Here is a 19,684-nt window from a genome sequence, read left to right as displayed (position 1 = left end):
GGCTCGATGCCGCGCGTGTTGAAGTCATCCGTGTGCTGCTCGCCACCGCAGGCCACCCCCATCGCTGAACCGCTGATACTTGTGCACCGCCCCGACGTACAAGGCCAGACTTGTAAGGAGTACCCCACCGTGTCCGAGGTCCGTCTCGCCGCTGAGCAGCGCTCTGAATTCGGCAAGGGCGCAGCCCGCCGCACCCGTCGCGCCGGCAAGATCCCCGCGGTGCTCTACGGCCACGGTTCCGACCCGAAGCACCTGGCCCTGCCGGCGCTTGAGTTCGCCCGTGTCATCCGCGAGCACGGTCAGAACGCCGTCCTCACCCTCGCCCTCGGTGGCGAGAGCGAGCTGGCGCTCACGAAGACCGTCACCACGCACCCGATCAAGAACTACATCGAGCACGTCGACCTGCTGCTCGTGAAGCGCGGCGAGAAGGTCACCGTCGAGGTGCCGCTGGCCATCTCGGGCGAGCCCGCCTCGGGCACGCTGCTCACGCAGGACCTCAGCACGATCCAGATCGAGGCTGACGCGCTCAACATCCCGGAGCAGATCGAGCTGTCGATCGCGGGCGTCGCCGCCGGCACCCAGATCCACGCCAGCGACCTGACGCTGCCGGAAGGCGCCGTCCTGATCACCGACGCCGACGCGCTCGTCGTCGCCGTCAACGAGGCGCCGTCCGCCGCGCAGCTCGAGGGTGACGAGGCTGCTCCCGCGGCCGAGGCCACCGAGGAAAGCTGAGCCCCATCACGTCGGGCCGAAACGACGGCGCGTCGCCTCCTCACAAGGGGGGCGGCGCGCCGTTGCAGTACCTGCGGCCCGCCGACGTGCGGTCGAAGACGTTCCGCCGCAAGAAGCAAGGGTACGACCCCGGCCAGGTGCACGAGTTCCTGCTGATCATCGCCGACGCGCTGGCCGGCAGGCTCCGGCTGAACCCGGACCACGTGCGCACCGTCCGGTTCGCCTCGGTCCCGAACGGCTACGACCCGCTCAGCGTCGACGGGGTCCTGCACCTGCTGGAGTACCAGGTCCGCAACGGCATAGTGCCGCCGACGGGCCTGAACACCGGCGCGGACCTGCACGCGCGCAAGCTCACGAAGGCCGGCACCGGCTACGATCGCGCCGAAGTCGACGCCTTCATCCTCCGTGCCGCGGCCAACCTGGACGGCCGGGGCGCCATGACCTCCACCGAGGTCCGCAACACCCGGTTCAGCACCACGTCCGGCCTGCTGGGCAAGGGGTACCAGGTGCAGGCCGTCGACACGTTGCTGGACGATCTCGAGCAGGAGTTGCGGTTCCGTGGACGCTGACCTCGCCCTCATCGTCGGGCTGGGCAACCCAGGCCCCAAGTACGAGGGCAACCGCCACAACATCGGCTTCCTCGTCCTGGACGAACTGGCCGCGCGCGTCGGCGGCAAGTTCAAGGCCCACAAGTCCGGCGCCGAGATCGTCGAGGGCCGTCTGTCCGGCCACCGCGTCGTGCTGGCGAAGCCGCGCAGCTTCATGAACCTCTCCGGCGGCCCCGTCGCGAGCGCCGTCAAGTTCTTCAAGCCCACCACCATCGTCGTGATCCACGACGAGCTGGACCTCCCGTTCGCCCAGCTGCGCATGAAGCTCGGCGGCGGCGACAACGGCCACAACGGACTCCGCTCCATCACGAAGTCCCTGGGCACCAAGGACTACCACCGCCTGCGTTTCGGCGTCGACCGCCCGTCAGGCCGCCAGGACCCGGCGGACTACGTCCTCAAGGACTTCTCGACGGTCGAACGCAAGCAGCTCGCCCTGGAGATCGACCGGGCGGCCGACGCGGCCGAGGCCCTGGTCACCAAGGGCCTCGAAGCCGCGCAAAACAGCTTCCACTAGCGGGCACAATGGACGGCATGAGCAACCGAAAGGGCCATGCCGCGTAGGCGCCCCAACGAGCTGAGCAGGTTCAGCGACCGTTTCATCCGCGACGTCATGTCGCTGGAGCTGAACCGCGGCTACCTCTGGCCGTTCGCCGTCCAGCAGGCCCTGACGTCGTGGGCCACGTTCGTCCGCAACCCGTACCGGCGTCTGCTGGTCGACGACGACAACCGCGGCTGCGGCTTCTGGGGATGCTGCGACGATCCGCTCGAGGCAAGAGAAATCCTCGGCTTCGTCGTCCGCGCAACTCCCCCGCAGCAGTGCGAGGGAGTTGCGCGAGCGACTGGCAGAACTGGACGACCTCTACTAGACCAGTCCGGCGGCCGCCGACCGGCGAAGCTTCCCGGACGGCGTCTTCGGCAACGTCCCCGGCGGCTGCACCACCACGGCGAACGGCCGCAGCCCGACCGCGTCCACGACCCGGGCCGTCACCTGCTTGACCAGGTCCTTCTCGGCTTCGGCGTCCCCGGCGAGCTTCGACTCCAGCACCACGGCGAACCGCTCCCGCTGAGTCCCGGCGTCCAACCGCACCGCGACGGCGTTACCGGGCCGCACGCCCTCCACCGAGCAGGCGGCACGCTCCACATCGGTCGGGTAGATGTTGCGCCCACCCATGATGATGACGTCCTTGCGGCGCCCGCAGACGACCACCTGGCCGTCTTCCACCACGTACCCGACGTCCCCGGTGGACAGCCACCCCTCCGCGTCCTGTGTGGCCAGTGGGCCGTTCACGGTCAGGTACCCGGGAGTGACGGCCTCGCCGCGGATCTGCAGCTCGCCGACGTCCCGGACGCCCAGGACAGCACCGTCGTCCGACACCACCCGCAGCTCCAGCCCGGACAACGGCGGCCCGAGCAACGGGAACGCACGCCCACCCTCGGTGGGTACCGCGCGATGCTTGGCCTCCAACGCGTCCGCATCGACCACGTCCACCGACAGCCCGGTGAACAGGGGCGCGAAAGCGACACCCAGAGTGGTCTCCGCCATGCCGTAGGCCGCGAGGATCGACTCCGGCCGCAGTCCGAACCGAGCCCCGGCGTCCACGAACGACTTCACGGCCGCCGGGTCGATCGGCTCGGCGCCGTTCAGCGCCAGCCGCAACGAGGACAGGTCGAAGGAGTCGGACGACGAGGCGAGCCGGCGCGCCACGATCGCGTAGGCGAAGTTCGGCGCCGCGGTGATGGTGCCGCGGTGCCGGGTGATGAGGTCGGCCCACAAGGTCGGGCGGGACAGGAAGTCGACGGGTGTGACCTTCACCAATTCCAGGCCGAACAGCATCGGCACGGTCAGGAAGCCGACCATCCCCATGTCGTGGAACAACGGCAGCCACGAAACCATGACGTCCGAGGTGGGATCGAGTGCCGCCGCGATCCGCATGCCCTCGGCGTTGGCCATCAGGTTGCGGTGGGTGATGCGGACGGCCTTCGGATCGGCGGTCGATCCACTCGTCAACTGCAGCAGTGCCGTGGCATCCTCGTCGGTGGGAACAGGAGCAGCGATCGGTTCCGCATCGAGTTCGGAGAGCAGTTTGTACGGCACTCCGTGCTGGTCCAGAACGGCAGCCAGGGCGTCGAAGGGGCTGCCGAGCAGGACCAGGTGCGAATCGATCATGGCAAGCACCCGCAACGTGTCCTCGGCCCACTCGGCCAGGTCGGTGCGTGGTGTGGGTTGATGCAACATCGTGACGCTGCCACCACACAGCCATGCGGCCTGCACGGCTGGGGCGATCACGGCTGGTTCGGCGGCGAGCACGGCGATCGCGGTGCCCGGCGCCACGTCGAGCGCACCGGCCATCCGCCGGGCGCGTTCGTGCACCTCGGCCCAGGTCCGGCGGACGGGCGCGGCGGGTTCACCCGTCGTCATGCCCCTGTCCCGGCCGTTGGAGGCCGTCGCCAGCATCAAATCCACGAACTGACTCATGTTCGCGATCGTAGTGGCGCCGTTTGGTCCATCAGGGCGAAACGTTATGCCACGCGAAACGCGATACTCCCCAGTACAGGTACGCAGGAGGAGGTCATTGGTGGATCGGGGCGGCCCCGGAGCGCAGCATCGTCTGCCCGCGCATCCGGCACCTCTGCTGTCCGCACAGGACGTGGCCCTGGTCGCGTTCCACCGTCCCCCGCTGGGTCAGCGCGGGTACGACGCGGCTGAGGTGGACGCGTTCCTCGACCGGGTCGAGGGCACCATGAAGAGCAAGGACATCCTCACGCGCGAGGACGTGCTGGGCGTCAAGTTCAGCACGGCGACCCGGGACCCGGGCTACGACGTGAACGAGGTCAACGTCTTCATGGAGCTCGTGGCGGACACGCTGCGCTCCACCCCGCAACGCCAGCAGGCCTCAGCGCCCGCCCAGGGCGCCCACGCGACGTCGCAGGCGATGAGACCCGCGGTCCGGCTGTCCCCCGACGACGTCGCCGCCGTGCGCTTCCACAAGCCCAGACCGGGGACCCGCGGTTACCACGAGGGCCAGATCGACGCGTTCCTCGACCGCATCGAGCAGTCCCTTCGCGGCAGGGACAACCTGACCGCCCAGCAGGTGCAGGACGCCGTGTTCGGCGAGACCGCGCCCGGCACGTTCGGCTACGACGAGGAAGACGTCGACACGTTCCTCGACCTCGTGGTGCTGATGTTCGAGACCGCCCCGCCGCCGCGCGACGCAGGCCCGCCGACGACCCAGCTCCCGCCGCTCCCCCAGCAACAGCAACGGCCGCAGGAACGCCGTGCTCAGCCGGACCCCCGGCCCCAGCCGCAGCAGCGCCCACGGGCCCCTCAGCCCCAGAAACGGCAGCCCGCGCAGCAGCCCGCCTCCCAGCAGTCGGTCGAGGCTGCGAAGTTCACCGCCGCGGACATCCGCAACATCGCGTTCCACCGTCCTCCCCGCGGCCGCCGCGGCTACCAGGAGTCCCAGGTGGACGCGTTCCTCGACCGCATCGAGGCGACGTTGCTCGGCCAGGACAACCTGACCGGCAAGGACGTCCGCGACATCAGGTTCTCCCGCCCGTTGATCGGCCGGCGCGGCTACGACGAGACCGAGGTCGACGCGTTCCTCGGCCAGATCGAGCTGCAGCTCTCCGGTCCGGTGCGCAGCAGCATGCCGTCGGTGAAGTCGTGGAAGGACCTTCGCCAGCTGCGGATCCCGCAGGCGGCGTCCGGCACGCGCGGCTACCGCACCGCGCAGGTCGACCGGATGCTGGAGGAGATCGGCGTCGCGCTCGACGGGATGCTGGGCGCGAGCTCCGACGAGGTCATGAAGGCCCGCTTCAGCTACGCGCTGCTCTCCGGCCAGGGCTACGACACGTCGTTCATCGACGAGCTGCTGCCCCAACTCGCCGACGAGCTGCGCCGCAAGGGCAAGTAGCCCTCGAGCGCCGCCCCGAGGGCCTCAGCCTTCGACGACCTCGGCCGCGACCATCCACTGGGCCTCCACGTCGGACTCCTCCGCCAGCACGGCGCGGAGCTCGGCGTCGAGCTTCAGCAACCGGCTGGAGTCCGTCGCGGCCTCCGCGAGCGCCGCGTGCAGCTCGGCCTCCTTCTTGTGCAGCACCTCGAGCCTGCGCTCCAGCCGGGCCAGCTCCTTGCGGGCGGCACGCTGGTCCGCGGCGTTCGACGGAGCCTTGTCCGCGGCCGGGGCGGCGGTGGCGGACTCCCTGTCGCGCATCGAGTCGCGGCGCTTGAGGTACTCCTCGATGCCGCCGGGCAGCTCGGTCAGGCCGCCGTCGCCGAACAGCGCGACGACCTTGTCGCACACGCGCTCGACCAGGTACCGGTCGTGGGAGATCACGACGAGCGTGCCGGCCCACGAGTCGAGCAGGTCTTCGAGCTGCTGCAACGTGTCGATGTCCAGGTCGTTCGTCGGCTCGTCGAGCAGCAGCACGTTCGGCTCGGCCATCAGCAGCCGGCACAGCTGCAGCCGGCGCCGCTCACCACCGGACAGGTCGGAGACCGGCGTCCACTGCTTCTGCGACGAGAACCCGAACCGCTCGCCCAGCTGCGACGCCGACATCTCGTACTTGCCGAGCACGACGCGCCGCGCGACCTCCTCGATCGCCTCCAGCACGCGCATCGACCCGTTGAGGTCGAGCAGCTCCTGCGAGAGGTGCGCGATCTTGACCGTCGAGCCCTGGATCCGCTTGCCCGTCTCGGTCTCGCGCTCGCCGGCCAGCAGCTTCAGCAGCGTCGTCTTGCCCGAGCCGTTGACGCCGACGAGTCCGATCCGCTCACCGGGCCCGATGCGCCACGTCAGGTCGCGCACCAGCACCCGGTCCGGAATGGACAGTGTGGCGTCCTCGATCTCGATGACCGTGCGGCCCAGGCGCTTCTTCGCGAACGCGAGCAGCTCCACGTTGTCCCGCAACGGGGGCACGTCCGCGATCAACGCCTCGGCGGCCTCGATCCGGTAGCGCGGCTTGGACGTCCGCGCGGGCGCGCCGCGGCGCAGCCACGCGAGCTCCTTGCGCGCCAGGTTCTGCCGCTTCTCCTCCAGCGTGTCCGCGAGCCGCTGCCGTTCGGCGCGCGCGTAGATCCAGTCGGCGTACCCGCCCTCGTACTGCTCGACCTTGCCGTTCACGACTTCCCACGTGCGGTTGCAGACGGTGTCGAGGAACCACCGGTCGTGGGTGACGACGACGAGCGCGCACTTGCGGGCCAGCAGGTGCTCCGCGAGCCACCGCACGCCCTCGACGTCGAGGTGGTTGGTCGGCTCGTCCAGCACGAGCAGCTCGAGGTCCTGGATGAGCGCGGCGGCCAGCACGACGCGGCGCCGTTCACCACCGGACATCCGCGACACCACGGAGTCGAGGCCCAGCGCGGTGATCCCGAGTCCGTCCAAAATGGACCGGACGCGGGCGTCGGACGCCCACTCGTGTTCGGCGTCGAACCCGAGCGGGTCGATCACCGCGTTGCGCACGGTCGAGCCCTCGGGCAGTTCGGTCCGCTGCGTCACGACGGCCATCCGCAGGTCGCGCGACCGCGACACCCGGCCCTCGTCGGACGGCTCCACCCCGGCCAGCACCTCGAGCAGCGTCGTCTTGCCGCCGCCGTTCAGGCCGACGACGCCGATGCGGTCGCCCTCGTTGACGCCGAGCGACACGCCGTCGAGCAGCGGCCGGACGCCGAACGACTTCGACACGGACTCCAGGTTGACCAGGTTGGCCATCAAAACCTCACGACTAGTAAGAAACTGCCCCGCGAAGGCTACCTACCGAGCCCAAAGGCCCTGTTCACCAGCCTTGAACAGGGCAAGCGGCCGCACGGCCGCGAAGAAGGGCCCCGAAAGCCGTTACGCGTGCACCTCGGGAGGGACGGGCTTCGGCTCCTCGGTCGTGATCACGCGGGCACCGGGCACCGGCCCGTGCGCGACCCGGACCGTGCGGCAGACCCCCGCGCCGGCGAGCTCGGCGGCCACCTTCACCGCTGTGTCACCGTCCTCGCAGAGGAACGCCGTCGTGGGGCCGGACCCGGACACGATGCCGGCCAGCGCACCCGCGTCGACACCCGCGCGCAGCGTGCGGCGCAGGTTCGGGCGCAACGAGACCGCGGCGGCCTGCAGGTCGTTGCCGAGCAGCAGGGCGAGCTGCCTCGGATCGCCGGAGGACAGCCCCTCGAGCACCGCCTCGACCGCGCCCACGCGGGGCGGATCTCCTTCTGCGCGCAGGCGGTCCAGCTCGTCGAAGACGTCCGGAGTGGACAGTCCACGACGGTCGAACGCGAGCACCCAGTGGAACTGGTGACGGCCCAGCACGGGCACGATCCGCTCGCCGCGGCCGGTGCCGACGGCGGTGCCGCCGTACAAGGCGAACGGGACGTCGGCGCCGAGCTTGCCGGCCAGTTCGGCCAGCTCGTCACGGGTGATCTCCAGGCGCCACAACGACGACAGGCCGACCAGCGTCGCCGCCGCGTCGGCACTGCCGCCCGCCATGCCTCCCGCGACCGGGATGGCCTTGCGGATGACGACGCGGACCTTCGGGTCGTCCGGGTCCTTGCCGACGTGCGTGGCGAGCAGCTGGACCGCGCGCCAGGCGAGGTTCGAGGCTCCGGTGGGCACCTGGTCGGCGCCCTCGCCGTAGACCTCGACGCCTGGCTCGTCGGCGACCGCGACCGTGACCTCGTCGACCAGCGACAGCGCCTGGAAGATCGTCACCAGGTCGTGGTAACCGTCCGGGCGCACGTCTCCTACGGCCAGGTGCAGGTTGACCTTGGCCGGGACGCGAACTGTGACCGGGGGAGGAACGACTGCGAGCACCATGTCAGCCTACGGGCGTTCTGGGGTCCCGGACTCCTCCCCCGGTCACTGTGCCGCTCAGACCGGGATGACCGAACCGTTGAAGGTCTGCTTGATGTAGTCCTTGACCTGCTGCGACGCGAGCAGCTCCGCCAGGTCCTTCACGCGCTTGTCGCCCTTGAGCTCGGCGCGGGTGACCAGGCCGTTCGCGTTCGGGTTGCCCTCGGCCTTCTCCAGCGCGAGCGAGTCGGTGGCGGGCTTGAGGCCCGCGTCGATCGCGTAGTTGCCGTTGATCACGGACGCGTCCGTGTCCTCCAGCGACCGGGGCAGCTGAGCGGCCTCCAGGGGCACGAACTGCAGGTTCTTGGGGTTCTCCGCGAGGTCGCGGACCGTCGGCTGGTCGACGGCCTTGAGCTTGATCAGGCCGTTCGCCTCCAGCAGCTTCAGGCCGCGGGCCTCGTTGGTGGCGTCGTTGGCGACGGCGATCTTGGCGCCGGACGGCAGCTCGTCGAGCTTCTTGGCCTTCTTCGAGTAGAGGCCGAGCGGCTCGACGTGGACCGGCTGGACCCACTCGACCTTCGCGCCGGACTCCTTGGTGAACGTCTCCAGGTACGGGACGGTCTGGAAGTAGTTGGCGTCGAGCGACCCGTCGACCAGCGCCGTGTTCGGCTGCACGTAGTCGGTGAACTCGACGACCTCGATCTTGAGACCCTTCTGCGCGGCGAGGTTGTCGGCCACGTACTTGAGGATCTGGGCGTGCGGAACCGGGGAGACACCGACCTTGAGCGTGTCGGAGGCACTGGCACCACCCGACGAGCAGGCGGACAGAGCGGTCAAACCGGTCAAAGCAACTGCGATCAGGGCAGCACGAATACGCATGACGTTCCTTTTGAGAATCTTGCTACGGGTCAGACGGAGGCGTGCCGGCGCCGGTCGGACGCACGGGCGGCACGGGTGAAACCGAACTGGATCACGGTGGTGAGCACGGCGAGCCACGCCACGGTGCTCCACAGGATCCGGTCGTTGAAGCGCTGGTAGCCCTCGCGGATCGCCAGGTCGCCGAGGCCACCGCCGCCGATCACGCCCGCCATCGCCGAGTACCCGATGAGGGCGATCACGGTGACGCCGATGGCGTTGATCAGGGCGGGCAGCGACTCGCGGATCAGCACGCTGCGCACGATCCTCAGCGTCGAGGCGCCCGTGGTGATCGCGGCCTCGACCACGGTCACGTGCACCTCGGACAGGATGTTCTGCACCAGCCTGCCGACGAAGGGGATCGCTCCCACGGCGAGCGGCACGATGACCGCCGTGCTGCCGATGGAGCCACCGACGAGCAGGCGGGTGACCGACGTGAGCGCGACGAGCAGCACGATGAACGGCATCGAGCGGCCCAGGTCGGTCACGAAGCTGAGGATCCTGTGCACCACGGCGTTCGGCCGCAGCCCACCCTGAGCGGTGAGCTGCAGCCAGACACCTACGGGAACTCCGAGAACGGTGGCGATGACGGTCGAGACGCCGACCATGTAGAGCGTCTCGCCCGTGGCTTCGAGCAGAAAGCTGAAGACGTCGGACCAGGGTGTTGCAGACCTCACGCAGCTACTCCCTGGGGGCCCTTCAGGGACCTCTGCACCGAGCCGCCGGCCTCGCCGATCCACTCGAGAGCGGAGTCCGAGCGCTCGCCGTTCAGGCCGAGCCGGAACCGTGCGACCGGCGTCTCGCCCAGTCGCGTGAGGCCACCACCGACGATGTTCAGCTCGACGCCGAACCGGTGGGAGACCTCGGGAAGAAGGGCGCCGACCGCGGCGAACCCGACGAGCACGACGTCCGCGACGCGGTCGTAGCTGCTCTCGTTGATCGGGTTCAGGTCGACGGCGGGCAGCAGCGCGCTGCTCGTCCGGCTTCCCGCGTTGTTGACCAGGTCGAGGACCTTGCCGTGTTCGACGACGCGGCCCTGCTCCAGCACGGCGACGTCGTCGCAGATCTTCCGGACCACGCCCATGTCGTGCGTGACGACGAGAACCGTCACCCCGAGCTCGGCGCGCGCACGGTCGAGCACGGTCAGCACGGAACCGGTGGTCTCCGGGTCCAGCGCGGACGTGGGCTCGTCGGCGAGCAGCACGGACGGGTTGGCGGCGAGGGCGCGTGCCACGGCGATGCGCTGGCGCTGCCCGCCGGAGAGCTGGTCGGGGTACGAGGCGGCCTTGTCGGTGAGCCCGACGAGGTCGAGCAGCTCGCCCACGCGGGTGCGGCGCTGCGGTCCGGGCACACCCGCGGACTCGAGCGGCAGTGCGATGTTGCCGGCGGCCGTGCGCTGACGGAGAAGCGAATCCCCTTGCGGCACAACGCCGATCTGCCTGCGGGCCGCACGGAGCGCGGAGCCGTCGAGGCTCGTGATGTCGGTGCCGTCGACGCGGATCGCCCCGGAGTCGGGACGCTCCAGCAGCGCGACGCACCGGGCGAGCGTCGACTTGCCGGCACCACTCGGGCCGACCACGCCGAGCACGGTGCCCGCCTCGACGTCGAGGGTCACGCCGTTGAGGGCCGAGACACCCTGGAAGGACTTGGTGAGGTTTTCGACAGTGATCACTTCTGCTCCACGGCTGCGCGCGACGGCACCTCGTCCGCTCGTGGCGGACGTGCGCGGTCGAGGTTTCTGCTCAGGTGTGTGCGCCACTCTTCAAGCGAGTGCGCGTCAAAGGACTTTGAGAAGGCGCCTTAGACGAGGTGGCGACGACATGCAGAAGCGGTGCGACGGCACTGGTCGACGACTCGACGGCGCGTCAGCATTCGCGTGGTACCCATGGTGATCCTCCATCGGTCCTGGCGTTAGCACCTGCCCGCATCCAGCGGGTGGTTGCTGCGACGTCGTAGAGCCAGGTCTCTCAGTCGCTCCGGATGGCAAGTAAGAGTCAACCGGACGGACGTTCGGTTGCGCAAGCCAAAACCCGATTCGTTCGACAGATCACACTGATGGCCGATGGATCCCCGGCCAGGGCCTGTGTCGAAGTTCGGTTCGCCGGGAGCCGCGCTTGAGGTGGTTCCCGGTGGTGCGGCCGGACGGCCTGCGTACCGGTGTTGTACGTGGGCCGGCCGGCCGGGCCGCCAGGGGCCGCCTCGGGCCCGGCTACCTCGGACCGAACTTCGACACAGGCCCTAGACCTCCGCGATCCGGATGAAGTCGATCACGCTCAGCTGCTCGCCCCGGAGCTGCGGGTCGACGCCCGCTTTCGCGAGCAGTTCGTCGATGTCCATCGTGTTGCCGGACCAGCCCCTGAGGGCGGCCCGCAGGGTCTTGCGGCGCTGCGCGAAAGCGGCGTCGACGATCTGGAAGAGCCGCTTGCGGTCCACTGTGGACAGCGGCTTTTCGTGGCGCTGGAACCAGACCAGCCCCGAGTCGACGTTGGGCGCGGGCCAGAACACGTTCTTGCCGATCGAGCCGGCCTTCTTCGACTCGGCGTACCAGGCGAGCTTCACGCTGGGGACGCCGTAGATCTTGTTGCCGGGCTTGGCCGCCATCCGGTCGGCCACCTCGGCCTGCACCATCACCAGACCCTTGCGAAGGCTGGGGAGTTCGGCCAGGAGGTGCAGCACCACCGGGACCGCGACGTTGTAAGGCAGGTTCGCGACGATCGCGGTGGGTTGTGCCGGCAGGTCTTCTTGGGTGACTTTCATGGCGTCCTCGAGGACGACGTGGAGCTTGCCCGCGTTCTCCGGGTCCATCTCCGCGACCGTCTGCGGGAGCCGTTGCGCCAGCGGCGGGTCGATCTCGACCGCGACGACCTGCTTGGCGCTGGGGAGCAGCGCGAGGGTCAGCGACCCGAGACCGGGCCCGACCTCCAGGACGACGTCGTCCTCGGTGAGACCGGCCGCGGCGACGATCTTGCGGACCGTGTTGGGGTCGTGCACGAAGTTCTGGCCCAGCTTCTTGGTCGGGCGGATGTCCAGCTCGGCGGCTAGACGGCGAACTTCGGCAGGTCCCAGCAGGCTCACCGGTGCATTCTCGCACCAGGCCGTTGCCAGAGGCCGCACGGCCCGCAACGGCGAAGGCCGCCCGTGGCGAACCACGGGCGGCCTTCGGCGGGGGACGGAGAGAGGTTTACGGCAGGCCGAGCTTCGCGCGGCAGCCCGGCCAGGCGCCGTACGTGCCACCTGCGCGGTCGCGCAGCTTGGTCGCGGTGGCGATCTGCTGTTCGCGGGTCGCCTGGTGCGGCAGCTGCGCGTAGGCGGTGCCACCGTTCGCGGCCCAGGTGCTGGCCGAGAACTGGAGGCCGCCGTAGTAGCCGTTGCCGGTGTTGATGGCCCAGTTGCCGCCCGCTTCGCACTTGGCGAGGCGGTCCCAGACCTCACCGTCGGGCAGCGGCTTCGTGCCCACGGTGATCTTCTTGGGCTTCGGCTCCTTGGTGACCTTGCTGCTCAGCTTCTCGCGGCTGACTTCCTTGCCGTTCTTGACCGTCACGCGGTACTGCGAGGTCTGCTCGCCCGGCGCGCCGGGGTCGGTGACGGTCTGCTGGCCCGCGGTCATGTTCGGGTCGTTGGTCTTCTCGACCGGCGGCGCGACCGGCTCGTTCACGTTGATGACCGTGACGCCGGTGCGGGAGATGTAGACCTCGGCACCGGTCGCGAGCTTCACGTCCACGCCGGACGCGACCGCGTCCTCCGGGCCGAGGGAGAGGTTCTCGCCCTTGAGCAGCTCGTCGACGGTCAGCGCGGTCGTCTTGACCTCGCGCATCGGGTTCGCGCCGTCGAACAGCTTGATGGTCTTGCTGGTCTTGACCTCGAGGTTCATCCCCTCGAGCGGCACGGCGTGCGAGCCGGGCATCGACATCCACGCGCCCTCGAGCGGCACGCCGAGCTGCTTGGCGGCCTCCTCGACGGTGACGGAGCGGACCCAGTCCTCGCGAGCCTGGCCGTCGACGCTCATCTTGAGCAGGCGGCCGCGGTCGAGGCTGATCTTGCCGCCGTCGGAGATCGGGGCGTTCAGCGAGGGCGACAGGGCGTCGTGCTCACCGACGACGATGCCCTCCTCCGCCAGGACGTCGCCGACCGTGCCCTCGTAGGAGTGGACGGTCTGCAGCGCGCCGTCGACCTCGACGGTCAGCGACTTGTCCATCGCCATGGCGGTCACGCCGCCACCGGAGATCGACACGAGGATCGCGGCGACGGTGCCCTTGAGGAAGCGGCGCTTCCACGTGGAGGCGGCCTTGACGAGGACCTGCGGGTCGGCCTGCTCCTCTTCCTCCGACGGGAGGACGAGGGGCGGCATGATCGTCGTCTCGGCGTTGATGAGACGGATCAGCTCGTCGACGTCGACGTTGGCCGAGGCCAGGAGGTCGTCGGCGTCCGGGCCGAGCACCTCGAGCACGTCCGCGGGCGTGATGGTCAGCGCACCGGCGGGGAAGCTCGGGTGGGGATCAGCGACGTCCACCGCCGTGCCACCGACCGGCGTGAACCAGTCCGTGTCGTCGTTGAAGTCGTACGGAGCGGCAGTTCTGTCGCTACCAGACAAGGGTCGATACCTCCATTGCGGAAGCTGTGAGGCCACCGCACAGTTGGCGTTGACAAGATCATTCGAGTTGGAGCTCGAAGGTTCCCGGCAACTCCTCCTACGTGGTCTCGCTTCTTCGCGCTTCTGGCTTCGGTCCCGCCCCGACTGCGGGCGTGCTCCGAACCGACAGGGTCGGCTCAGGTGGCACGGTCACGGGACAGTAACGGGGTAGCCGACGTTGCGCAAACACCCCCGCCAATGTTGTGACGTCAGTCACCCCATGGGGGTAGCAACCCTGTACTCCGTTCGCTCTACGTCGCATTTCAGTGGTCCAGCCCGAACACTCGTTGAGCAGTACGGGTGACAGCGACGCAGAGTTCAGAAAGATCTTCGCCACGCAACGTAGCGATATCGCGAACTGTGTAATTCACACAATAGGGTTCATTGGGACGTCCGCGGTACGGATGCGGCGTCAGGAACGGCGCGTCCGTCTCGACCAGCAGCTGATCTTGCGGCACGAGCTGCACCGCTTCCCGCAGCGCACGGGCGTTCTTGAACGTCACCGGCCCCGCGAACGACAGCACGTACCCCGCGTCGACGCACCGCCGCGCGAAGTCCGCGTCTCCCGAGAAGCAGTGGAAGACCACAGTGGACGGTGCTCCCTCGGAGTCGAGCACCTTGAGGATGTCCTCGTGCGCGTCCCTGTCGTGGATCATCAACGGCTTCCCGACGCGCTTGGAAAGGTCGATGTGCCAACGGAAAGCGTCGTGCTGGGCGGCGGGCGGCGAGTAGTCCCAGTAGTAGTCCAGACCGGTCTCGCCGATCGCCACCACTCGGTCGAAGGCGGCGAGACGTTCCAGCTCGGCCTTCTCCGCGTCCCCGAAGGACGACGTGCGCGTCGGGTGCACGGCCACCGCCGCGTAGACCCTCGGGTCCCATGTGGACGCTTCGGCGGCCCACCGCGCGGCGGCCAGGTCGTCCGCCACGGTGATCACGTGCGAGACGCCGGCGGCCTCGGCCCGGTCGAGCAGGACCGCCACGTCGGCAGCGGTGGAGGCACCACACGCGTCGAGATGGGTGTGGGCGTCGATCACCGGTGCCGGAAGAGCTTCCGGCACCGGCGGTCGTTCACGCTTGTCCGCCACTACTCGGTCACGATCGGAGCCCATTCGGGCCCGACCTCGCCCAGCTTCGCGTCCAGCTTCGCGAACAGCGGCGACGGCTTCTGCAGCGGCCGGCCGACCTCGATCGGCGTCGACTCCCACTTGGCCTGCTCACCGGCGTAGTCACCGGTCAGCACCGGGTACGAACGCTCGGGGATGTCCAGGTCGTCGACCTCGGTCAGTTCCGGCTGTGCGGCCCACACGCCCGTGCCACCCAACGCCTCGTGCACCTTCTGCGCCGAGTGCGGCAGGAACGGCGTCATCAGCGTGTTCGCGTCCTGCACCACCTGCAGTGCCGTGTGCAGCACCGAGTCGCGGCGGTCCAGGTCGTCCTTGAGCTTCCACGGCTCCTGGTCGGACAGGTACTTGTTCGCCAGGGAGATCACGCGCATGGCCTCGCCCGAGGCCTGCTTGAACCGCGAGCGGCGCAGGTGCGCGCCGACGGTCTCGAACGCCGCCTTGGACTGCGCGAGCAGCTCGTGGTCGGCCGGGGTCAGCGACGTGGCCTTCGGGATGGCACCGACGTTCTTGTGCGCCATCGAGATCGAGCGGTTGACCAGGTTGCCCCACTCGTTCGCCAGCTCGAAGTTCGTCCGGCGGACGAACTCCTCCCAGGTGAAGTCGGTGTCCTGGTTCTCGGGACCCGCGACGGAGATGAAGTACCGCAGCGCGTCCGGCCCGAACTCCTTCAGGAAGTCGCCGACGTAGATCACGGTGCCGCGCGAGGTCGAGAACTTCGAGCCGCTCATCGTCAGGTACTCCGACGACACGACCTCGGTCGGCAGGTTCAGCGTGCCGAACCGGCCGGGCTCGCCGCCCTTGTCGCCCGCGCCGTTCTGCCCGAGCAGCAGCGACGGCCAGATGAGCGAGTGGAAGACGATGTTGTCCTTGCCCATGAAGTAGTAGCCCTGGGCGTCGCCCGTCCAGAACTCCTTCCAGGCATCCGGGTTCCCGGTGCGCCGCGCCCACTCGACGGACGCGCTCAGGTACCCGATGACGGCGTCGAACCACACGTAGAACCGCTTCATCGGCTGGTCGCTCCACCCGTCGAGCGGGATCGGCACACCCCAGTCGAGGTCGCGGGTGATGGCGCGCGGCCGCAGGTCCTTGATCAGGTTCTGCGAGAACTTGAGCACGTTCGGACGCCAGTCGGACCGCGTGCCCATCCAGCTGCCCAGCGAGTCGATGAACGCGGACAGGTCGAGGAACAGGTGCTCGGTCTCGACGAACTTCGGCGTCTCGCCGTTGATCTTCGAGCGCGGGTTGATCAGCTCGGACGGGTCGAGCTGGTTGCCGCAGTTGTCGCACTGGTCGCCGCGCGCGCCCTCGTAGCCGCAGATCGGGCAGGTGCCCTCGATGTAGCGGTCGGGCAGCGTGCGGCCGGTCGACGGGCTGATGGCGCCCATCTCGGTCTTGGGGACGACGTAGCCGTTCTTCCACAGCGCGGAGAACAGGTCCTGCACCACCTGGTAGTGGTTGCCGGTGGTGGTGCGGGTGAAGAGGTCGTAGGACAGGCCGAGGCCCTGCAGGTCACCGGCGATGACGCGGTTGTACTTGTCGGCGAGCTCGCGGGCGGTGAGCCCTTCCTTCTCGGCCTGCACCTGGATGGGTGTGCCGTGCTCGTCCGTGCCGCTGACCATGAGCACCCGGTGTCCGGACATTCGCATGTAGCGGGAGAAGACGTCGGACGGGACACCGAAACCGGAGACGTGACCGATGTGCCTGGGGCCGTTGGCATAAGGCCAGGCCACCGCGGTCAGTACGGAGGCACTCATGGACATAGCCTACGGAGGCGGTGCCAGGGTGTTTCCACCGAGTGGGAGGTCGGTTTGTCCGCGACCAGAATGCTGGTGCTCGGCGTGGTCAAGCTCGTCGGCGAGGCACACGGTTATGTGGTGCGCCGCGAGCTGAGGTCGTGGTCGGCGGAGGCCTGGGCGAACGTGCAGCCGGGCTCGATCTACCACGCGCTGAAGGCGCTGGCCAAGGACGGACTGCTGGAGCCGGTGGGCACCGAGTCCGGTGAGGGCCCCGCCCGCACCAGCTACCGGATCACCCCGGCCGGCGAGCACGAGCTGGAGGACCTGCTCGGGCGTGCGCTGGCCACCGCGGACGCCGCCAACGACGAGGTCTCGGCGGCCGTCGCGATGCTCAACCTCGTCCCGCGCGGGCGGGCGGTCGTGCTGCTGAAGAACCGGCTCGCGGACCTCGAAGGCCGGCTCACCCCCACCCGGCACGGCATCTCCTCGATGCCGGAGATGGGCAAGCCCGCGCACGTCAGCGAGCTGTTTCGACTCTGGCTCGTCCATCTCGAAGGTCAGGTGCGCTGGACTCAGGAGCTGATCGAACGCCTAGAGGCCGGTGCGTACGAGCTGAGGGACTAGTCAAACTTGATTAGTTCTCGCTAGCCTCTAGTCAAAGTTGACTAGAGGGGGTTCCGTCATGATCGAGGCACGCGGCCTCGCGCGCCGGTTCGAGACGAAGGCCGGTCCCGTGGACGCTGTGCGGGGTGTGGACATCGACGTCGCCGAGGGCGAGCTCGTCGGGTTCCTCGGCCCGAACGGCGCCGGCAAGTCCACGACGTTGCGCATGCTCACCACGCTGCTGCAGCCGACCGCGGGCGAGGCGACCATCGCCGGGCACGACCTGCTGACCGACCCGGCGGGGGTGCGCCGCAACATCGGCTACGTCGGCCAGAAGAACGGCGCGGGGCTCGACCAGCGGGTCGCCGACGAGCTCGACTTCCAGGCCCGCTTCTACGGCCTGTCCAAGCACGACGCCCGCCGCAAGGTCGCCGGCCTGCTCGACCGGTTCGACCTGACCGGGCTCGAGAAGCGCGGCGTCGTCACGCTCTCGGGCGGCCAGCAGCGGCGGCTCGACATCGCGATGGGCATGCTGCACGACCCGCGGCTGCTGTTCCTGGACGAGCCGTCCACGGCCCTGGACCCGCAGAGCCGGCGCAACCTGTGGGACCACATCAGGCAGCTCAAGACCGACGGCACCACGGTCTTCCTGACCACGCACTACCTCGACGAGGCCGACTTCCTGAGCGACCGGCTGCTGGTCATCGACCACGGCTCGATCGTCGGCGAGGGCTCACCGGACGACCTGAAGCACCAGGTCTCCGGCGACCTCGTCGTGCTGGGCACGCCCCAGGCGTCGATCGTCGCGTCGAAGTTCGAGAACGCCGTCGTCGAGGGCGAGAAGGTCAGCTTCCGCATCCCGAACGGCGACCGCGCGTTGCCGGGACTGCTGCGCGACCTCGACAACATCGGTGTCGAGCTGCACAGCGTCCAGGTGCACCGGCCGACGCTCGACGACGTGTTCCTGACCATGACCGGCCGTTCCCTGCGGGAGGAAGCCCATGCTGCATGACACCTGGCTCGTCTTTTGCCGCGTGATGCTGCCGGTGGTGCGCAACCCTGTCGCGATCGTGTTCGGGATCGCCCAGCCGTTGCTCTACCTCGGCCTCTTCGGACCGCTGCTCGGCGACACCGGCTGGCAGTGGTTCGTGCCGGGCCTGCTCGTGCAGATGGCGTTGTTCGGCACCGCCTACGCGGGCTTCTCGCTGCTGCCCGAGGTCCGCACGGGCGTGATGGAACGGCTGCGGGTCACCCCCGTCAGCCGGGTCGCGCTGCTCGTCGGGCGGGTCGGCAAGGACGTCGTGCTGCTGGTCGTGCAGAGCCTGCTGATCATGCTGGCCGCGATGCTGTTCGGCTTCCGCGCCTCGCCCGGGCAGATGCTGCTCGGGCTCGGGCTGGTGGCGTTGCTCGGCATCGCGATCGGCTCGGTGTCCTACGCGATCGCGTTGAAGGTGAAGCTGGAGTACGTCTTCGCGTCCGTGCTGTCGGCGTCCATCGTGCCGTTGATGCTGTTGAGCGGCGTGCTGCTGCCGATGTCGAACGGCCCGCAGTGGCTCTACTGGCTGTCGCGGATCAACCCGCTGGCGCACGTCGTCGACGCCGAGCGGTCGATCTTCAACCCCGGCTCGATGCTCTACGGGCTGATCTCCGTCGCGGCGTTGGTGCTGGTCGGCGTGTTCTACGGCGTGCGCACGTTCAACAAGGAGTCAGCTTGACTTGATCGCCGCGTCGTAGAGCGTCTTCTTGCTGATCCCGGCCGCCTCCGCGACCTCGGCGGCGGCCGACTTCATCCGCTCTCCGTCCGCGACGCGCTGCTTGACCTCGGCGACGAGCGTCTCGAGGTCGGGCGTGGCCGCCACGGGCGCGGGCCCGAGCACCACGGTGATCTCGCCGCGTGCGCCTTCCACGGCCCACTCGGCGAGCTCGCCGAGGCTGCCGCGCACGACCTCTTCGTACTTCTTCGTCAGTTCGCGGCACACGGCGGCGCGGCGGTCCGGCCCGAGCACCTCGACGGCGTCCTTCAGAGTCTCCGCGAGCCGGTGCGGCGCCTCGAAGAACACGACCGTCCGCTGCTCGGTGGCCAAAGGGGCGAACCAGCGCTTGCGCTCGCCGGACTTGCGCGGCGGGAAGCCGTCGAACGCGAACCTGTCGCTCGGCAGGCCCGAGAGGGCGAGCGCCGTCGTGACCGCGGAGGGCCCCGGCAGGCACGTGACCGTGAGGTCCTGCTCGACACACGCGGCGACGAGCCGGTAACCGGGATCGGAAACCGACGGCATTCCGGCGTCCGTCACGAGCAGCACGGTCTCGCCGTTGTGGAGCGACTCCAGCAGTCCCGGAAGGCGCCCGACCTCGTTCTGGTCGTAGAAGCTGATCACCCGCCCCGAGGGCTTGACCTGCAACGCCATGGCCAGGCTGTGCAGCCGGCGGGTGTCCTCGGCGGCGATCACGTCGGCCGTCTCGAGTGCCTCGACCAGGCGCGCCGAGGCGTCGCGGATGTCCCCGAGCGGGGTGGCTGCCAGGACCAGACGGCCTGAACCGGATACAGGACTCACAAGCTTCA

Annotated in this window: 18 protein-coding genes and 1 riboswitch; of the genes, 7 read left to right on the top strand and 11 right to left on the bottom strand. The window is 69.1% G+C overall.

The features are described 5' to 3' along the window. Positions 1 to 129 precede the first annotated feature (129 nt). From ACWF7A_RS16130 to pth, 3 genes are all read left to right on the top strand, one after another. The gene (locus tag ACWF7A_RS16130) at positions 130 to 732 is read left to right on the top strand and encodes a 50S ribosomal protein L25/general stress protein Ctc (RefSeq protein ID WP_452251225.1); all 603 of its coding nucleotides are present in this window, start codon (positions 130 to 132) and stop codon (positions 730 to 732) included. 62 nt (positions 733 to 794) lie between these two features. Continuing rightward, positions 795 to 1,301 (top strand): DivIVA domain-containing protein, encoded by a 507-nt coding sequence (locus tag ACWF7A_RS16125; protein WP_452251224.1) that lies wholly within the window; start codon positions 795 to 797, stop codon positions 1,299 to 1,301. Further along, positions 1,291 to 1,854, top strand: a complete 564-nt coding sequence (pth, locus tag ACWF7A_RS16120; protein ID WP_452251223.1) for an aminoacyl-tRNA hydrolase — start codon at positions 1,291 to 1,293, stop codon at positions 1,852 to 1,854. Before ACWF7A_RS16125 ends, pth begins: the two co-directional genes overlap by 11 nt. 348 nt (positions 1,855 to 2,202) lie before the next feature. Here the strand turns inward: pth and ACWF7A_RS16115 are convergent, their stop codons facing one another. Then, a complete protein-coding gene (locus ACWF7A_RS16115; protein WP_452251222.1) occupies positions 2,203 to 3,816 on the bottom strand; it encodes a fatty acyl-AMP ligase in 1,614 nt (537 codons plus the stop codon). A 100-nt stretch (positions 3,817 to 3,916) separates the two neighbouring features. Between ACWF7A_RS16115 and ACWF7A_RS16110 the strand changes: the two genes are divergently transcribed. Further along, on the top strand, positions 3,917 to 5,254 hold the full coding sequence (locus ACWF7A_RS16110; RefSeq protein ID WP_452251221.1) for a DivIVA domain-containing protein: 1,338 nt from the start codon (positions 3,917 to 3,919) through the stop codon (positions 5,252 to 5,254). 24 nt (positions 5,255 to 5,278) lie between these two features. On the opposite strand, the gene ACWF7A_RS16105 is transcribed toward ACWF7A_RS16110, so the two are convergent. From ACWF7A_RS16105 to metG, 9 genes are all read right to left on the bottom strand, one after another. Further along, positions 5,279 to 7,051 (bottom strand): ABC-F family ATP-binding cassette domain-containing protein, encoded by a 1,773-nt coding sequence (locus tag ACWF7A_RS16105; RefSeq protein WP_452251220.1) that lies wholly within the window; start codon positions 7,049 to 7,051, stop codon positions 5,279 to 5,281. Between the two features lie 123 nt (positions 7,052 to 7,174). Then, complete coding sequence (locus ACWF7A_RS16100; protein ID WP_452251219.1) at positions 7,175 to 8,140, bottom strand: 4-(cytidine 5'-diphospho)-2-C-methyl-D-erythritol kinase; 966 nt, start codon at positions 8,138 to 8,140, stop codon at positions 7,175 to 7,177. A gap of 54 nt (positions 8,141 to 8,194) precedes the next feature. Then, positions 8,195 to 8,995: a MetQ/NlpA family ABC transporter substrate-binding protein gene (locus ACWF7A_RS16095; protein ID WP_452251218.1), complete on the bottom strand. Its 801-nt coding sequence runs from the start codon at positions 8,993 to 8,995 to the stop codon at positions 8,195 to 8,197. A 29-nt stretch (positions 8,996 to 9,024) separates the two neighbouring features. Further along, positions 9,025 to 9,708 carry a methionine ABC transporter permease gene (locus ACWF7A_RS16090; protein ID WP_452251217.1) on the bottom strand — a complete coding sequence of 228 codons (684 nt, stop codon included), beginning with the start codon at positions 9,706 to 9,708 and terminating at the stop codon, positions 9,025 to 9,027. Further along, positions 9,705 to 10,703 (bottom strand): methionine ABC transporter ATP-binding protein, encoded by a 999-nt coding sequence (locus ACWF7A_RS16085; RefSeq protein WP_452251216.1) that lies wholly within the window; start codon positions 10,701 to 10,703, stop codon positions 9,705 to 9,707. Before ACWF7A_RS16085 ends, ACWF7A_RS16090 begins: the two co-directional genes overlap by 4 nt. Before the next feature lie 221 nt (positions 10,704 to 10,924). Then, positions 10,925 to 11,018: riboswitch (SAM riboswitch) on the bottom strand. Between the two features lie 251 nt (positions 11,019 to 11,269). Continuing rightward, the gene (gene rsmA / locus ACWF7A_RS16080) at positions 11,270 to 12,100 is read right to left on the bottom strand and encodes a 16S rRNA (adenine(1518)-N(6)/adenine(1519)-N(6))-dimethyltransferase RsmA (protein WP_452251536.1); all 831 of its coding nucleotides are present in this window, start codon (positions 12,098 to 12,100) and stop codon (positions 11,270 to 11,272) included. 112 nt (positions 12,101 to 12,212) lie between these two features. Then, positions 12,213 to 13,622 (bottom strand): transglycosylase family protein, encoded by a 1,410-nt coding sequence (locus tag ACWF7A_RS16075; RefSeq protein ID WP_452251215.1) that lies wholly within the window; start codon positions 13,620 to 13,622, stop codon positions 12,213 to 12,215. Between the two features lie 302 nt (positions 13,623 to 13,924). Further along, complete coding sequence (locus tag ACWF7A_RS16070; RefSeq protein ID WP_452251214.1) at positions 13,925 to 14,770, bottom strand: TatD family hydrolase; 846 nt, start codon at positions 14,768 to 14,770, stop codon at positions 13,925 to 13,927. Next, positions 14,746 to 16,539: a methionine--tRNA ligase gene (gene metG, locus ACWF7A_RS16065; RefSeq protein WP_452251213.1), complete on the bottom strand. Its 1,794-nt coding sequence runs from the start codon at positions 16,537 to 16,539 to the stop codon at positions 14,746 to 14,748. Before metG ends, ACWF7A_RS16070 begins: the two co-directional genes overlap by 25 nt. Positions 16,540 to 16,593: 54 nt before the next feature. Between metG and ACWF7A_RS16060 the strand changes: the two genes are divergently transcribed. From ACWF7A_RS16060 to ACWF7A_RS16050, 3 genes are read left to right on the top strand one after another with little or no spacing between them, the layout of a single operon-like run. After that, complete coding sequence (locus ACWF7A_RS16060; RefSeq protein WP_452251212.1) at positions 16,594 to 17,145, top strand: PadR family transcriptional regulator; 552 nt, start codon at positions 16,594 to 16,596, stop codon at positions 17,143 to 17,145. A 58-nt stretch (positions 17,146 to 17,203) separates the two neighbouring features. Further along, positions 17,204 to 18,136, top strand: coding sequence for an ATP-binding cassette domain-containing protein (locus ACWF7A_RS16055; RefSeq protein WP_452251211.1), 933 nt, complete (start codon positions 17,204 to 17,206; stop codon positions 18,134 to 18,136). Continuing rightward, the gene (locus tag ACWF7A_RS16050; protein ID WP_452251210.1) at positions 18,126 to 18,839 is read left to right on the top strand and encodes an ABC transporter permease; all 714 of its coding nucleotides are present in this window, start codon (positions 18,126 to 18,128) and stop codon (positions 18,837 to 18,839) included. Before ACWF7A_RS16055 ends, ACWF7A_RS16050 begins: the two co-directional genes overlap by 11 nt. On the opposite strand, the gene rsmI is transcribed toward ACWF7A_RS16050, so the two are convergent. Next, positions 18,831 to 19,676: a 16S rRNA (cytidine(1402)-2'-O)-methyltransferase gene (rsmI, locus tag ACWF7A_RS16045; protein WP_452251209.1), complete on the bottom strand. Its 846-nt coding sequence runs from the start codon at positions 19,674 to 19,676 to the stop codon at positions 18,831 to 18,833. The genes ACWF7A_RS16050 and rsmI overlap by 9 nt on opposite strands. Positions 19,677 to 19,684: the final 8 nt, after the last annotated feature.

Source organism: Lentzea sp. NPDC055074 (assembly GCF_053608005.1).
The sequence above is the reverse complement of the archived record's forward strand: the minus strand, read 5'-3'. Positions and strand labels throughout refer to the sequence as shown.

Excerpts from the sequence above, each read along its gene's own strand:
- ACWF7A_RS16115 (WP_452251222.1), bottom strand. The coding sequence starts at position 3,816 with ATGAGTCAGTTCGTGGATTTGATGCTGGCGACGGCCTCCAACGGCCGG.
- ACWF7A_RS16105 (WP_452251220.1), bottom strand. The coding sequence starts at position 7,051 with ATGGCCAACCTGGTCAACCTGGAGTCCGTGTCGAAGTCGTTCGGCGTC.
- ACWF7A_RS16100 (WP_452251219.1), bottom strand. The coding sequence starts at position 8,140 with ATGGTGCTCGCAGTCGTTCCTCCCCCGGTCACAGTTCGCGTCCCGGCC.
- ACWF7A_RS16095 (WP_452251218.1), bottom strand. The coding sequence starts at position 8,995 with ATGCGTATTCGTGCTGCCCTGATCGCAGTTGCTTTGACCGGTTTGACC.
- ACWF7A_RS16070 (WP_452251214.1), bottom strand. The coding sequence starts at position 14,770 with ATGGGCTCCGATCGTGACCGAGTAGTGGCGGACAAGCGTGAACGACCG.
- metG (WP_452251213.1), bottom strand. The coding sequence starts at position 16,539 with ATGAGTGCCTCCGTACTGACCGCGGTGGCCTGGCCTTATGCCAACGGC.
- ACWF7A_RS16055 (WP_452251211.1), top strand. The coding sequence starts at position 17,204 with ATGATCGAGGCACGCGGCCTCGCGCGCCGGTTCGAGACGAAGGCCGGT.
- ACWF7A_RS16050 (WP_452251210.1), top strand. The coding sequence starts at position 18,126 with ATGCTGCATGACACCTGGCTCGTCTTTTGCCGCGTGATGCTGCCGGTG.